The 14,025-nt window shown below is 71.7% G+C and carries 12 protein-coding genes; 8 read left to right on the forward strand and 4 right to left on the reverse strand.

The genetic code is table 11. The features are described 5' to 3' along the window. Positions 1-219: 219 nt before the first annotated feature. The gene (locus QIY60_RS17370; RefSeq protein WP_283143269.1) at positions 220-1,425 is read right to left on the reverse strand and encodes a helix-turn-helix transcriptional regulator; all 1,206 of its coding nucleotides are present in this window, start codon (positions 1,423-1,425) and stop codon (positions 220-222) included. A 346-nt stretch (positions 1,426-1,771) separates the two neighbouring features. Between QIY60_RS17370 and QIY60_RS17375 the strand changes: the two genes are divergently transcribed. Both QIY60_RS17375 and QIY60_RS17380 read left to right on the forward strand, forming a co-directional pair. Then, complete coding sequence (locus QIY60_RS17375) at positions 1,772-3,103, forward strand: nitrate/nitrite transporter (RefSeq protein WP_283143270.1); 1,332 nt, start codon at positions 1,772-1,774, stop codon at positions 3,101-3,103. Between the two features lie 135 nt (positions 3,104-3,238). Then, positions 3,239-4,378, forward strand: a complete 1,140-nt coding sequence (locus QIY60_RS17380; protein ID WP_283143271.1) for a uroporphyrinogen-III synthase — start codon at positions 3,239-3,241, stop codon at positions 4,376-4,378. An 18-nt stretch (positions 4,379-4,396) separates the two neighbouring features. Here QIY60_RS17380 and QIY60_RS17385 read toward each other — a convergent pair whose 3' ends face one another. Together QIY60_RS17385 and QIY60_RS17390 are read right to left on the reverse strand one after the other, a co-directional pair. Next, the gene (locus tag QIY60_RS17385; protein WP_283143272.1) at positions 4,397-4,792 is read right to left on the reverse strand and encodes a type II toxin-antitoxin system VapC family toxin; all 396 of its coding nucleotides are present in this window, start codon (positions 4,790-4,792) and stop codon (positions 4,397-4,399) included. Then, complete coding sequence (locus tag QIY60_RS17390) at positions 4,789-5,028, reverse strand: hypothetical protein (RefSeq protein WP_283143273.1); 240 nt, start codon at positions 5,026-5,028, stop codon at positions 4,789-4,791. The genes QIY60_RS17385 and QIY60_RS17390 overlap by 4 nt, the downstream gene beginning before the upstream one ends. Before the next feature lie 148 nt (positions 5,029-5,176). Between QIY60_RS17390 and QIY60_RS17395 the strand changes: the two genes are divergently transcribed. The 6 genes from QIY60_RS17395 to QIY60_RS17420 all read left to right on the forward strand — a co-directional run bounded on the left by QIY60_RS17395 (position 5,177) and on the right by QIY60_RS17420 (position 12,165). After that, complete coding sequence (locus tag QIY60_RS17395; RefSeq protein WP_283143274.1) at positions 5,177-5,743, forward strand: ABATE domain-containing protein; 567 nt, start codon at positions 5,177-5,179, stop codon at positions 5,741-5,743. A gap of 127 nt (positions 5,744-5,870) precedes the next feature. Continuing rightward, positions 5,871-6,434: a sigma-70 family RNA polymerase sigma factor gene (locus QIY60_RS17400; RefSeq protein WP_101388525.1), complete on the forward strand. Its 564-nt coding sequence runs from the start codon at positions 5,871-5,873 to the stop codon at positions 6,432-6,434. Then, a complete protein-coding gene (locus tag QIY60_RS17405) occupies positions 6,431-7,189 on the forward strand; it encodes a zf-HC2 domain-containing protein (RefSeq protein ID WP_283143275.1) in 759 nt (252 codons plus the stop codon). The genes QIY60_RS17400 and QIY60_RS17405 overlap by 4 nt, the downstream gene beginning before the upstream one ends. Positions 7,190-7,294: 105 nt before the next feature. Further along, positions 7,295-9,706 carry a UvrD-helicase domain-containing protein gene (locus QIY60_RS17410; protein WP_283143276.1) on the forward strand — a complete coding sequence of 804 codons (2,412 nt, stop codon included), beginning with the start codon at positions 7,295-7,297 and terminating at the stop codon, positions 9,704-9,706. Positions 9,707-10,096: 390 nt separating this feature from the next. Beyond that, a complete protein-coding gene (locus QIY60_RS17415; protein ID WP_283143277.1) occupies positions 10,097-11,512 on the forward strand; it encodes an NAD-dependent malic enzyme in 1,416 nt (471 codons plus the stop codon). A gap of 371 nt (positions 11,513-11,883) precedes the next feature. Beyond that, positions 11,884-12,165 carry an HU family DNA-binding protein gene (locus QIY60_RS17420; protein ID WP_067159632.1) on the forward strand — a complete coding sequence of 94 codons (282 nt, stop codon included), beginning with the start codon at positions 11,884-11,886 and terminating at the stop codon, positions 12,163-12,165. A gap of 359 nt (positions 12,166-12,524) precedes the next feature. Here the strand turns inward: QIY60_RS17420 and murA are convergent, their stop codons facing one another. Further along, positions 12,525-13,865 carry a UDP-N-acetylglucosamine 1-carboxyvinyltransferase gene (murA, locus tag QIY60_RS17425; RefSeq protein WP_283143278.1) on the reverse strand — a complete coding sequence of 447 codons (1,341 nt, stop codon included), beginning with the start codon at positions 13,863-13,865 and terminating at the stop codon, positions 12,525-12,527. Between the last annotated feature and the right edge of the window lie 160 nt (positions 13,866-14,025).

Consider the following 14,025-nt stretch of genomic DNA (forward strand, 5'->3'; position numbering starts at 1 on the left):
TTGTCGTGTTCACCAGCCCAGCACCCCGTCGAGCTGACCCGGCTCCGCGCCGATCCTGTGCTCAGGCGGATGGAACATACGGGAAGTGCGGCGCGACATGGCGATGCTCCTCGTCAGCTATGGCCACGCCTCCGGTTCGGTCGCGCGACCGCGGAGGCTCTCGTCGGCACATGCTCCTGCGACGTGAAGCGCCTGAGTTTCACAGCTTGTGAAACATCGTCACGTGACGCCGAGCCAGGCGGCGAAGCCCGACAGCGACTCCTTGGTGCGGCGCTCCTGCTGCATCAGGGTCAGGAACGTCTCGCGTACCTGCGGGTGGTTGCGGGTCTGCTCCGGTGCCACCCTTCGGGCGGCCTGGAGAGCAGTGAGCGCCTTCTCGCGGTTGCCGTGGTCGAGCCACCCCTTCGCCGCGTCCATGTACCAGTGGCCTGCTCGCACGGGAGCCACCGTGGCAGGCAACCGGACTTCGCGGGTCAGACGCGCCACCTCCGGGCCGTCGTGTAGTTCCACCGCTGCCCCCAGCCGATGCATCGCCACATTCGTGGGGCCGAATTCCAGGCCGTAGTGGTTGGCGTCGCGGCCGAGGAGGCGGGCCGCATCCGCCGCCGCATCGAGGTGAGCGTGGGCTTCGCCCGCGTTCCCGGCCCGCGCCGCGAACATGGCCGAGCGCAGGTGTACAGCCCCGTGCACGCTGAGCGCGGGCCCGTCCATCCGCGCGACGTCCTCGCCCAAGTCGTGGCGCACCCGGTCCAGGAGCCGTAGGCCACGGTCGTACGCGGCTGCCTGGAAGAACAGCGTGGCGCGCTGCCACTGCGTCCGGCCGAAGCGCAGCGGGTCGGCGGACTCCCGGGCCGCCCACTGCACCCGGTCCATCGCCTGGGAGCGCAGGTCGAACAGGCCCACGGTGTACGCGATCGCCGTCACCCCCGAGTACGCCTCGGCCAAGAGCCCGAACAGCCGCTCACGCTCGGTCCCGCCGGCCGCGTGGCAGGCGCTCGACAACTCGTCCAGGAGCGGCGGAAGCATCCGGCCGAGGGCGGCGTACCGGCCCGCCCGGCCGAGCGCGGAGGCGCGGGTCACATCGGCGGCCAGCTCGGAACAGGAGCGGACCGGCACGTCCTGCTCGGGCAGGTCCCACGACAGCATGGCCGTCTGGATGTCCGGAACCGTCGCGTGCACCCGGCCACGTTGTGGATCTTCGTACGGCTGGCCGGTGAGCTGTTCAAGGCGGACGCCGAGCGCGCGGGCCGCCCCGGCGGTGAGTGACGGAGTGGCTGGCTTGTGGCCCCGCTCGACCTGAGCGATCAGGGACTTCGAGCACGGGATGCGCTGGGCGAGCTGGAGTTGGGTGAGGCCGCGAGCTCTGCGCGCTCTGGCGATGCGCCGCCCGATGCGGTCCGGGGTGCTGTCGTCGGCGTACGGCATCCTGAAACCCTTCGGATCTCGATACCCCGACGTTACTCCTGGCTGCCGCTCAAGACTGCCGATCGGCCCCGGCCCTCGGAGGGCGGGCCGTGCCCCGGCCTCAGCTCGTGCACCCCTCACCACTGTGCGACTGCGGACACCCCCTGTTCCATCCCGCCCGCCCCGCCATGAAGAGTTGCCGCCGCAGCCGCGGGGGCGGGCCTCACCGCACCATCGCTTCCCCCGTGAACACAAGGTTGCCCGGCGGTCACGCGGCGGCACGGGGGTGAAACCCGGCCTCCCTACCGTCGGTGTCCGGAAACAGTCAGCACACAGTCAGCAGGGCCCGTCGATCGGGGAGGCGTCAATGAACGGCCGTTGGATCGAGGAGTGGGATCCCGAGGACGAGGTCTTCTGGGAGCGGAGCGGGGAGCGGATCGCCCGGCGGAACCTGTGGTTCTCCGTGTTCTCCGAGCACATCGGGTTCTCCATCTGGACCATGTGGTCGGTGATGGTGCTGTTCATGGGGCCCAAGTACCACGTCGACCCGGCGGGGAAGTTCTTCCTGATCTCGATGGCGACCTTCGTCGGGGCGCTCGTGCGGATCCCGTACACCTTCGCCGTCGCCAGGTTCGGTGGCCGGAACTGGACCATTTTCAGTGCCTTGTCGCTGCTCGTCCCGACCGCCGTCGCGTATGTCGTGATGGAGCCCGGCACCTCGTACACCACCTTCATGCTCGTCGCCGCCCTCGCCGGCATCGGGGGTGGGAACTTCGCCTCCTCCATGACCAACATCAATTCCTTCTTCCCGCTGCGGAAGAAGGGGTGGGCGCTCGGGCTCAACGCCGGCGGGGGCAACATCGGCGTGCCCGTCGTGCAGCTCATCGGGCTGCTCGTCATCGGGACCGCCGGGGCCACCCATCCGCGCATCGTGCTCGGTGTGTACGTGCCGCTCATCGTCGCCGCCGCCATCGGCGCCGCCCTGAAGATGGACAACCTCGTGCCCGTGAAGAACGACACCGGGGCCGCCCTGGAGGCCGTGCGCGACCGGCATACGTGGATCATGTCGCTGCTGTACATCGGGACCTTCGGGTCGTTCATCGGGTACAGCTTCGCCTTCGGGCTCGTCCTGCAGACCCAGTTCGGGCGCACCCCGCTCCAGGCCGCCTCGCTCACCTTCATCGGGCCGCTGCTCGGCTCGCTGATCCGGCCCGTGGGCGGGGCGCTCGCCGACCGGCTCGGGGGCGCGCGGATCACGCTGTGGACGTTCGCCGCCATGGCCCTGGCCACCAGCGTCGTGATCTTCGCGTCCGTGCAGAAGTCGCTCGGTGTCTTCCTCGTCGGGTTCATCTCGCTCTTCGTGCTCAGCGGGCTCGGCAACGGTTCCACGTACAAGATGATCCCGGCGATCTTCCAGGCCAGGGCCGTGTCCAAGGGCATGGCGGGGGAGGCCGCGGCGGCGTACGGGCGGCGGCTGTCCGGGGCCGCGATGGGGCTGATCGGCGCCGTCGGCGCGCTCGGCGGGCTCGGGATCAACCTCGCCTTCCGCCAGTCGTTCCTGAGCAACGGCACCGGAACCGCCGCCTTCGTCTCCTTCCTCCTCTTCTACGGGGTCTGTTTCACGGCCACTTGGGCGGTGTACCTTCGCCGTCCGACCGCCGCGACCGCACCGTCCGAGCCCGTATACGCCGAGGTCTGACGAGGTCTAATAGGACACAGGGAGCGCGCCGCGGCCGTCCTCGCCGTAACACCGGGGACACGCGCGCGAACCGGGCCTGTCACGCGGGGTTGACAGGCTCGGTGCGAACCGCCGCAGCACCCCGGTTGGAGAGCCATGGTCGACACACAGCACGGACCCCTCGCCGGGTTCACGGTCGGGGTCACCGCCGCCCGCCGCGCCGAAGAGCTGGGGGCGCTGCTTCAGCGACGCGGCGCCGCCGTGGTGCAGGGGCCCGCCCTGCGGATCGTGCCGCTCGCCAACGACAGCGAGCTGCTCTCGGCCACCAAGGAGCTGATCGACGAACCGCCGCACATCGTCGTGGCCACCACCGCGATCGGCTTCCGCGGCTGGGTGGAGGCCGCCGACGGCTGGGGGCTCGGCGAGTCGCTGCTCGCCCGGCTCGGCGACACCGAGCTGCTCGCGCGCGGGCCGAAGGCGAAGGGCGCGATACGGGCGGCCGGGCTCACCGAGGAGTGGTCGCCCTCGTCCGACTCGATGGCGGAGGTCCTGGACCGGCTCCTGGAGCAGGGCGTCGAGGGCCGCCGGATAGCCGTCCAGCTGCACGGCGAACCGCTGCCCGGCTTCGTGGAGGCGCTGCGGGCCGGCGGCGCGCAGGTCGTCGGGGTGCCCGTCTACCGGTGGCTGCCGCCCGAGGACCTCGGCCCGCTCGACCGGCTGCTCGACCTCACCGTGGCGCGCGGACTCGACGCGGTGACCTTCACCAGCGCCCCCGCCGCCGCGTCCCTGTTCTCCCGCGCCGAGGAGCGCGGGATGCTCGACGAGCTGCTGCGGGCGCTCGACCGCGATGTGCTGGCCGCCTGCGTCGGGCCGGTCACCGCGCTGCCGCTGCAGGCGCGCGGGATCAAGACGGTGGCGCCCGAGCGGTTCCGGCTCGGGCCGCTGGTCCAGCTGCTCTGCTGCGAACTGCCCGCCCGGGCGCGGGCGCTGCCGATCGCCGGGCGCCGGGTGGAGATCCGCGGCCACGCGGTCCTGGTCGACGGCGAGCTGCGGCCCGTCCCGCCCGCCGGGATGTCGCTCCTTCGCACCCTCGCCGCCCGCCCCGGCTGGGTGGTCTCCCGCGCCGACCTGCTGCGGGCCCTGCCGGGCTCGGGCACGGACGAGCACGCCGTGGAGACCGCGATGACCCGGCTGCGCACCGCCCTGGGCGCCCCCAAGCTCATCCAGACCGTGGTCAAGCGCGGCTACCGGCTGGCGCTTGACCCGGGGTCGGACGCGAAGTACGCCGACGGCTGAGCGGGCCGGCTGAGGGGCTCAGCCGATGACCTCGATCTGACACCGTGCGGCGCCGCAGCGGCCGAGTCGCGCGTCGCCGGTGATGAGTGGGCAGCCGAACGCCTCGGCCGCCGCGATGTACGCGGCGTCATAGCCGGACACGTTCTGCCGCAGTTCCCACATGCGGCGCACGAGCGGCTGGACCGCCACGGTCTCCAGGGCGACGCGGGCCAGGGCCGCCACGGCGGCGTCCGCGCGCTCGGGGGTGATCTTCTGCCCGAGCAGCCGCCCGCGGACAGCATGGAACGTCTCGACGGCGAGGTGCTCCGGCGCGGCCCAGTGCGTGTCCCGCATCAGCCGCGCGCGGGCGGCTTTGCCGGCGGTCCCGTCGCCGGTGAGGGCCTCCGTGAGCACGGAGGCATCGACGACGATCACCAGGCGCGCTCCGACCTGGCAGCCTCGATCTCCGCCACCGTCGCGGCCATCGAGCCGCCGGTCCCGTCGGACCGGTCTTCGAAGGTCCGCAGCAGCGCCAGGTTGTTGGCCCGCTCGGCCTCCGCGGTGACCAGCGACAGCAGGTACGCCTGAAGTGACTTGCCCTGCTGCGCGGCCCGATCGGCCAGTATGGCGCGGACCTCTTCCGGAACGTCCCGGATCTGCAGTGCCACCATGCATGCATTATGCATGTCGACCGGGTCGCTGTCGACCGCACCCGGGCCGCTCCGTGCCCGCCGCCCCGGCAGGAGGGCTTCCGGCGCCGCCCCGGGGCGGGCACTCTGGAGGCACGGCACTCACCGGTAACCCCCAAGGCGGTGGCGCATGTTGCGGTTCGACTCCGGGCGGATCTGTCTGGATCTGGTGGCGACCGGGGCGTACGACAGCGATCAGCTCGACAGCGCCGGGCGGCTCGGGCAGTGGCTCGTCGGCGCCGGGCTGGTGCCGGCCGGCACCCCGCTGCCGGGGGCCGACGGCGAGTGGCTGGTCCGGTTCGCCGAACTGCGCGACCACATCGGGCAATTGGTCCACGCCGAGCTCGGCGGGCGGGGCGGCGCGGCCGCCGCGGCCCTGGAGCGGGTCAATGCCCTGGCCGCCGCCGCACCCCCGGGCGTACGTGCGATCCGGGGCGCCGACGGACGGCTCGTGCGCACCCTCAGCGGCGCCCCCGACTGCACCGCGCTGCTCGCCGTGGTCGCCCGGGACGCGGTGGAGCTGCTCACCGACCCGCAGGACCGGTCCCGGCTGCGCCAGTGCGAGGGCGACAACTGCTTCCGGCTCTATCTGGACACCTCGCGCGGGCGCCGCCGCCGCTGGTGCTCCAGCGAGGTGTGCGGCAACCGGGAACGGGTGGCCCGCCACCGCAGGCGCACGGCGGCCGCCGCCTTGTGAAGACGCCGCGGACACTCCGTAAACAAAAATCCCGCGCTGATTTGAATGGTTCAGGACAACCGCCCGTATGGAGGGATGAGCCGGTACGCGACCCGCGCGCCGGCAGGGTCTCGACCGGGAGGTTCTGGTGCGCAAGGATGCCGCCGTGGCCGATGACCGTCCGCAAGGCGCCCGCCACCGCTCCGTTCCCGACGAGGAGCTGATGCGAGCGCTTTACCGCGAGCACGCGGGACCGCTGCTCGCGTATGTGCTCCGCCTCGTCGCCGGCGACCGCCAGCGGGCCGAGGACGTCGTGCAGGAGACGCTCATCCGTGCCTGGAAGAACGCCGGTCAGCTCAACAGAGCGACCGGTTCGGTCCGCCCCTGGCTGGTGACGGTCGCACGGCGCATCGTCATCGACGGCCACCGCAGCCGGCAGGCCCGGCCGCAGGAGGTCGATCCGTCGCCGCTGGAGGTCATGCCCGCGGAGGACGAGATCGACAAGGCGCTGTGGCTGATGACGCTCTCGGACGCACTGGACGACCTGACGCCCGCACACCGCGAGGCGCTGGTCGAGACGTACTTCAAAGGACGTACGGTCAATGAAGCGGCCGAGGTGCTGGGCGTACCGAGCGGGACCGTCAGGTCCCGTGTCTTCTACGCCCTGCGCTCCATGAAACTCGCGTTGGAGGAACGGGGGGTGACGGCATGACCACGCCGGAGTACCAGTCCGAGCACGAGGCGGTCGCGGCGTACGCGCTCGGCATCCTCGACGACGCCGAGGCCACCGCCTTCGAGGCGCATCTGGCGGGCTGCGACCTGTGCGCGGCCGAGCTCGACCAGCTCGGCGGCATGGAGCCGCTCCTGGCCACCCTGAAGGAGTTCCCCGGCCCCGCCGACCGCCCGCTGCGCCCGGCCCCGCCGAGCATGAGCGAGCGGCTCATCGACGAGGTGGCGGTGCAGCGCGCCAAGCGCAGGCGCCGCACCACGTACCTGGTGGCGGCCGCCGCCGCGCTGATCATCGGCGGTCCGGCGATCGCCGTGGTGGCGACCTCCGACGGCGGCACGAACCAGGCCGCGCCCGCCGAGCCGCACTCGACCAGCCCCGCCGAGGACGCCTTCTTCCACCACATGACCCAGAAGGTGGCGGCGACCGACGCGACGACCGGCGTCAGCGCGACCGTCGGCACCGAGAAGAAGGGCTGGGGCACCCACACCGTCCTCCAGCTGAAGAACGTGAAGGGGCCGCTCAAGTGCAGCCTCATCGCGGTCGGCAAGGACGGCGAGCAGGAGACCGTCACCACCTGGGCGGTGCCCAAGTGGGGGTACGGGATCGAGGACAGCCCGCACAAGGAGGCGGAGTACCCGCTGTACGTCCACGGCGGTACCGCCATGAACCGGGACCAGATTGATCATTTCGAGGTCCGGACCCTCGACGGCAAGGCGCTGGTGGACGTCCCGGCCTGACCGGCAGGTGATCTCCGGCCGATCACCGGCCGGTCACCGCCTGACAGACCGGCCCCCTTCGCGTACGGTTGACGGCTGCCCAATGCACGTCAGAAGGGGGCCTCGGTGGCCGCGCAGGAAGCCGCTGTCGACTCGGTCAGAGACCGTGAGATCGGAGTCGAACAGGAACACCTGGACAAGGTGTACCGCCGCCTTGAGGAGAAGATCCACGAGGCGGAGTTCCTGATGAACGACGCCGCCCAGCGCGGCCAGGTGGGAACGCCCGGAGCGCTGGCGGAACGGGACGCCCAGGTCTTCCGGGCCGGGATCCACCTCAACCGCCTCAACAACGAATTCGAGGACTTCCTCTTCGGCCGGATCGACCTGCTGCTCGGCAAGGACGGCAAGAAGGGCCCCGACGGGGCCTACACGGCCGTGGAGCCCGCCGAGGGGGCCGTACGCGAGGACGGGGGCGGCAAGTACGCCGAGATCGCCGAAACGCTTCACATCGGCCGTATCGGCGTTCTGGACTCGGACTACGCGCCGCTGGTCATCGACTGGCGCGCGCCCGCCGCCGCGCCGTTCTACCGCTCCACGCCCGTCGACCCGGGCCGGGTGGTGCGCCGCCGCGTCATCCGCTCCAAGGGCCGCAAGGTGCTCGGGGTCGAGGACGACCTGATGCGCCCGGAGCTCACCGCGACGCTGGACGGCGCCGAGCTGCCGGTGATCGGCGACGGCGCGCTGATGGCCGCGCTCGGCCAGGCCCGCAGCCACACCATGCGGGACATCGTCGCCTCCATCCAGGCCGAGCAGGACCTGGTGATCCGGGCGCCCGCCGCGTCCGTCACCTACGTGGAGGGCGGCCCCGGCACCGGCAAGACCGCCGTCGCGCTGCACCGCGCCGCGTACCTGCTCTACCAGGACCGCCGCCGGTACGCGGGCGGCATCCTGATCGTCTCGCCGACCCCGCTGCTCGTGGCGTACACCGAAGGCGTCCTGCCCTCGCTCGGCGAGGAGGGGCAGGTGGCGATCCGCGCGGTCGGCAACCTGGTCGACGGCGCCGAGGCCACCGCGTACGACGAGCCGGCGGTCGCCAGGATCAAGGGCTCCTCCCGGATGCTCCAGGTGCTGCGCAAGGCGGCGCGCGGGGCCCTGGAGACGGCGGACCCGGCGCGCGGCAGGACCCGGCGGGGCGCCCCGGCCCGGGCACCGCAGGAAACCGGACAGCTCTCCTTCGGCGAGGAAGACGAGGCGGTGGCCGAACAGGCCGCGGTGACCCCCACCCGGCTCCGTGTCGTCGCCTTCGGGCGGCGCATCGAGCTGGAGGCCGAGGAGCTGCGGCGGATCCGGCACGCCGTGCTCGGCGGCACCGCACCCGTCAACCTGCTGCGCCCGCGCGCCCGCAAGCTGCTCCTGGACGCCCTGTGGAGCAGATCGGGTTCGGCCGGGCGGCACACGGACCCGGAGCTCGCCGCCGAGCTGCGCTCCTCGTTCGACGACGACATCACCTCCGAGGACAGCTTCATCGCGTTCCTGGACGCCTGGTGGCCCGAGCTCACCCCGCGCGGGGTGCTCGCGGCGATGGGCGACGAGCGGCGCCTGGGCCGCTGGGCCCGGCGCGTCCTGACGCCCGGCGAGACCCGGCGGCTCGCCCGTTCGCTCTCCCGGCTCGACGCCACCGGCCACGGGCCCCTGTCGGTGCACGACGTGGCGCTCCTGGACGAGCTGGAGACGCTGCTCGGCACTCCGGCCAGGCCCCGCAAGAAGCGCGAGTACGACCCGCTGGACGCGCTCACGGGCCTGGAGGAGCTGATGCCGCACCGCGAGGAGACCCAGCGCGAGCGCGCGGAGCGGCTGGCACAGGAACGCACCGAGTACGCGCACGTCATCGTCGACGAGGCGCAGGACCTCACGCCGATGCAGTGGCGCATGGTCGGCCGCCGGGGCCGCACGGCCACCTGGACGGTCGTCGGGGACCCGGCCCAGTCGTCCTGGTCCGACCCGGACGAGGCGGCCGCCGCGCGCGACGAGGCGCTGGGCTCCCGCCCTCGCCGCCGCTTCGAGCTGACCGTGAACTACCGCAACCCGGCCGAGATCGCCGAACTGGCCGCGCGGGTGCTGTCGTTGGCGATGCCGGGCATGAAGTCCCCGGCGGCGGTCCGCTCCACGGGCGTCGAGCCGCGCTTCAGTGTGGCCGGGAAGGACCTCGCCGAGTCCGTACGGGAGGAGGCGGCCCGCCTCCTCGACCAGGTCGACGGCACGGTCGGCGTGGTCGTCGCCATGCGGCGGCGCGAGCAGGCGGCGCGCTGGCTGGCCGGGCTCGGCGAGCGCGTGGTGGCGCTCGGCAGCCTGGAGGCGAAGGGTCTGGAGTACGACGCCACGGTGGTGGTCTCCCCGGCGGAGATCGCCGACGAGTCGCCCGCCGGGCTGCGCGTGCTGTACGTGGCGCTCACCCGGGCGACCCAGCAGCTCACCGTGGTCTCCGGCGAGCGCGACGAGCCGGACGCGGACGGGGTACCCGACCTGCTGCGGGACTGAACGCGGAGAAACGGGAAAATACGCGGGAGTCAACTCGCGATGCTTGAATCACTTGCCGGGGTGGTTTGTTAGCCTGGGTACGGCACCGGCTCGATCCAAGCCCCCGGGCCCAACCTTAGTCGCTTCGAGCGACCACTTGCCGCGAGGCGAGCATGGCGGGTCGGTGTCTCAGCGTGAGCGACAGGCCCACGTCATCTGCGGATGACGTGGGCCTGTCGTCGTTTTGAGGGCTTCCGCCGACCGATCATCTCTCGTATGGTGGAAACTGTTTTCCAGAATGATTGGCGCGTTACCGGCTACCCGCCGGTAGGTGCGAACATCGGATGGCGTTGCCCGGCAACAGCCCGGGCGCGCTAGCAATGAAGCTAGGGAAAGCAGAGGAACCCGGTCATGGCAACGGCGCCCAGCGTCTCGTACTCGATGACGGTCCGGCTGGAGGTGCCCGCCAGCGGAACGGCGGTCTCCCAGCTCACCACGGCCGTGGAGTCCTCCGGCGGTTCGGTCACCGGCCTCGACGTGACCGCCTCCGGCCACGAGAAGCTCCGGATCGACGTCACCATCGCGGCCACCTCCACCTCGCACGCCGACGAGATCGTCGAGAAGCTGCGCGGGATCGAGGGCGTCACCCTCGGCAAGGTCTCCGACCGTACGTTCCTGATGCACCTCGGCGGCAAGATCGAGATGCAGTCGAAGCACCCCATCCGCAACCGTGACGACCTCTCGATGATCTACACCCCGGGTGTCGCCCGGGTGTGCATGGCGATCGCCGAGAACCCCGAGGACGCCCGTCGCCTCACCATCAAGCGCAACTCCGTCGCGGTCGTCACCGACGGCTCGGCCGTCCTCGGCCTCGGCAACATCGGCCCCAAGGCCGCGCTGCCGGTCATGGAGGGCAAGGCGGCCCTCTTCAAGCGGTTCGCGGGCATCGACGCCTGGCCGCTCTGCCTGGACACCCAGGACACCGACGAGATCGTCGCGATCGTCAAGGCGATCGCCCCCGGCTTCGCGGGCATCAACCTGGAGGACATCTCCGCGCCGCGCTGCTTCGAGATCGAGGCCCGGCTGCGCGAGGCCCTGGACATCCCCGTCTTCCACGACGACCAGCACGGCACCGCGATCGTGGTGCTCGCCGCGCTGACCAACGCGCTGCGCGTGGTCGGCAAGGGCATCGGTGACGTACGGGTCGTCATGTCCGGCGCGGGCGCGGCCGGTACGGCCATCCTCAAGCTGCTCCTCGCGGCCGGCGTGAAGAACGCGGTCGTCGCCGACATCCAGGGCGTCGTCCACGCGGGCCGCGCGGACCTGGCCGGGGCCGACGCGGACTCCGACATGGCGGCGCTGCGCTGGATCGCCGACAACACCAACCCGGAGGGCCTCACCGGGTCGCTGCGCGAGGCCGTGGTCGGCGCGGACGTCTTCATCGGCGTCTCCGCCCCCAACGTCCTGAACGGCGACGACGTGGCCGCGATGGCCGAGGGCGCCATCGTCTTCGCGCTCGCGAACCCCGACCCCGAGGTCGACCCGGCCGTCGCGCGCCAGAGCGCCGCCGTGGTGGCCACCGGCCGCTCGGACTTCCCGAACCAGATCAACAACGTGCTGGTCTTCCCGGGCGTCTTCCGCGGCCTCCTGGACGCCCAGTCGCGCACGGTCAACACCGACATGATGCTGGCCGCCGCGAGCGCGCTCGCGAACGTGGTGACCGAGGACGAGCTGAACCCGAACTACATCATCCCGTCGGTCTTCAACGACAAGGTCGCGGGCGCGGTGGCGGGCGCGGTGCGGACGGCGGCGCAGGCCGCCCTCTGAGGGGTCGTACGGGGCTGTGACCGGCCCCACGTCCGCCCGGCGCCCGGCGCGTCGCGGGATGCGGGGCTGTGGGGCCGCCCGTAGGGTGGCGGCACCCGCATCCGCCCCGGCTGGTTCCAGCGAGTCTCCAGGGAGTCGACGGAGCGTCACCACGACGGGGCTGTGGCGCTTTTCGTGTGACTCCGGAGGGTGCCGGATTGGCTTTCCCGCCACAGGTGGGGGCAGGATGCGTAACCGGGCGCGAGGGTCCGACACGGACCCGGGTCCGGGGACTGTCCGAGGGCCCTGGCAGCATCGGCTTCGCTGTACCCAACATGCGGCTTCCGCCGCGTGGCACGCCCCACAGGCAAGAAGAACACGGGAGTAAGAACATGAACCGCAGTGAGCTGGTGGCCGCGCTGGCCGACCGCGCCGAGGTGACCCGCAAGGACGCCGACGCCGTTCTGGCCGCTCTCGCCGAGACGGTCGGCGAGGTCGTCGCCAAGGGCGACGAGAAGGTCACCATCCCCGGCTTCCTGACCTTCGAGCGCACCCACCGTGCCGCTCGTACCGCTCGCAACCCGCAGACCGGCGACCCGATCGACATCCCGGCCGGTTTCAGCGTGAAGGTCTCCGCGGGCTCGAAGCTCAAGGAAGCCGCGAAGGGCAAGTAAGCGCCCCTTTGCAGGCCGCTTAGCTGAAAGACGAAGGGTGGCCACCCCCGTGGAGGGGGGTGGCCACCCTTTGGCTTGCGCGGGGCCCGGTGTGTGTCTGCGGACCGTCTGTGGCTGGTCGCGCAGTTCCCCGCGCCCCTTAAATGCGCCCCTTCGGGGCGCCCACTAGGGGCGCGGGGAACTGCGCGAGCAACCCAGCACGGTCCGCAGGCGAGCGGGGTCCGGGGCGGAGCCCCGAAGCGGGGTGCAGGGGCCGCAGGCCCCGCGACGGGGTCCGGGGGCGCAGCCCCCGGGAAACACCTCCGCCCCCTCCCACCCCCGGAGGGTTTAGGGAAGGGGCGGGGTGGGGGCTTCTCCGGTCAGCTCAGCGCACCGTTCGGGAGCTCCACCTTCGCTCCCAGCTCCACCAGCTTCTCCATGAAGTTCTCGTAGCCCCGGTTGATCAGGTCGATCCCGTGGACCCGGGACGTCCCCTGCGCCGCCAGCGCGGCGATCAGGTAAGAGAACCCGCCCCGGAGGTCCGGGATCACCAGATCGGCGCCCTGGAGCTTCGTGGGCCCGCTCACGACCGCGGAGTGCAGGAAGTTGCGCTGCCCGAAGCGGCAGTCCGAGCCGCCCAGGCACTCCCGGTACAGCTGGATGTGCGCGCCCATCTGGTTGAGCGCCGACGTGAAGCCGAGCCGCGACTCGTACACCGTCTCGTGGACGATCGACAGGCCCGTGGCCTGCGTCAGCGCCACGACCAGCGGCTGCTGCCAGTCGGTCTGGAAGCCGGGGTGCACGTCCGTTTCGAGGGCGATGGACTTGAGCGAGCCGCCGGGGTGCCAGAAGCGGATGCCCTCGTCGTCGATCTCGAAGGCGCCGCCGACCTTCCGGTACGTGTTCAGGAAGGTCATCATCGACCGCTGCTGCGCGCCGCGGACGTAGATGTTGCCCTCGGTCGCCAGCGCCGCGGACGCCCAGGAGGCGGCCTCCAGCCGGTCCGAGAGGGCGCGGTGGGTGTACCCGCCGAGCTTGTCGACACCGGTGATCCGGATCGTCCGGTCCGTGTCCATGGCGATGATCGCGCCCATCTTCTGCAGTACGCAGATGAGGTCCTCGATCTCGGGCTCCACGGCCGCGTTGGAGAGCTCGGTCACACCCTCGGCCAGCACGGCCGTCAGCAGGACCTGCTCGGTCGCGCCCACCGACGGGTACGGCAGCCGGATCTTGGTGCCGCGCAGCCGCTGCGGGGCCTCCAGGTACTGGCCGTCCGCGCGCTTCTCGATGGTCGCGCCGAACTGCCGCAGCACCTCGAAGTGGAAGTCGATCGGCCGGCCGCCGATGTCGCAGCCGCCCAGGCCCGGGATGAAGGCGTGGCCGAGGCGGTGCAGCAGCGGGCCGCAGAGCAGGATCGGGATGCGCGACGAACCCGCGTGCGCGTCGATGTCGGCGACGTTCGCGCTTTCGACGTGCGACGGGTCGAGGATCAGCTCGCCGGGCTCCTCGCCGGGGCGGACCGTCACCCCGTGCAGCTGCAGCAGGCCGCGTACGACGCGCACGTCACGGATGTCGGGCACATTGCGCAGCCGGCTCGGACCGCTGCCGAGCAGGGCGGCGACCATCGCCTTCGGCACGAGGTTCTTCGCGCCGCGGACGCGGATCTCGCCCTCCAGCGGGGTTCCGCCGTGGACAAGCAGTACATCGTCTGTGCCGGTCATGAATCTCGCGTTCCGGAATCGTCGGGCAGGGGGCCAGAGAAAAGGGTAAGGGGCTTCTACCCATGTCCTGTAAGGCCAAGGGGGGTTCGCAACCGTAATGAATTCGCCACAACACGCTCCGCTGAGGAGAGTTCGGCAGAGGGTCACCACGGGGGCCGTG

It is taken from the genome of Streptomyces sp. BPTC-684, from assembly GCF_030028635.1.
Taxonomy (GTDB): domain Bacteria; phylum Actinomycetota; class Actinomycetes; order Streptomycetales; family Streptomycetaceae; genus Streptomyces; species Streptomyces noboritoensis.

What these genes read in the sequence shown, in the direction of transcription:
- QIY60_RS17370 (WP_283143269.1), bottom strand. Translation starts at nt 1,425, where the DNA reads ATGCCGTACGCCGACGACAGCACCCCGGACCGCATCGGGCGGCGCATC.
- QIY60_RS17375 (WP_283143270.1), top strand. Translation starts at nt 1,772, where the DNA reads ATGAACGGCCGTTGGATCGAGGAGTGGGATCCCGAGGACGAGGTCTTC.
- QIY60_RS17380 (WP_283143271.1), top strand. Translation starts at nt 3,239, where the DNA reads ATGGTCGACACACAGCACGGACCCCTCGCCGGGTTCACGGTCGGGGTC.
- QIY60_RS17390 (WP_283143273.1), bottom strand. Translation starts at nt 5,028, where the DNA reads ATGGTGGCACTGCAGATCCGGGACGTTCCGGAAGAGGTCCGCGCCATA.
- QIY60_RS17395 (WP_283143274.1), top strand. Translation starts at nt 5,177, where the DNA reads ATGTTGCGGTTCGACTCCGGGCGGATCTGTCTGGATCTGGTGGCGACC.
- QIY60_RS17405 (WP_283143275.1), top strand. Translation starts at nt 6,431, where the DNA reads ATGACCACGCCGGAGTACCAGTCCGAGCACGAGGCGGTCGCGGCGTAC.
- QIY60_RS17415 (WP_283143277.1), top strand. Translation starts at nt 10,097, where the DNA reads ATGGCAACGGCGCCCAGCGTCTCGTACTCGATGACGGTCCGGCTGGAG.
- QIY60_RS17420 (WP_067159632.1), top strand. Translation starts at nt 11,884, where the DNA reads ATGAACCGCAGTGAGCTGGTGGCCGCGCTGGCCGACCGCGCCGAGGTG.
- murA (WP_283143278.1), bottom strand. Translation starts at nt 13,865, where the DNA reads ATGACCGGCACAGACGATGTACTGCTTGTCCACGGCGGAACCCCGCTG.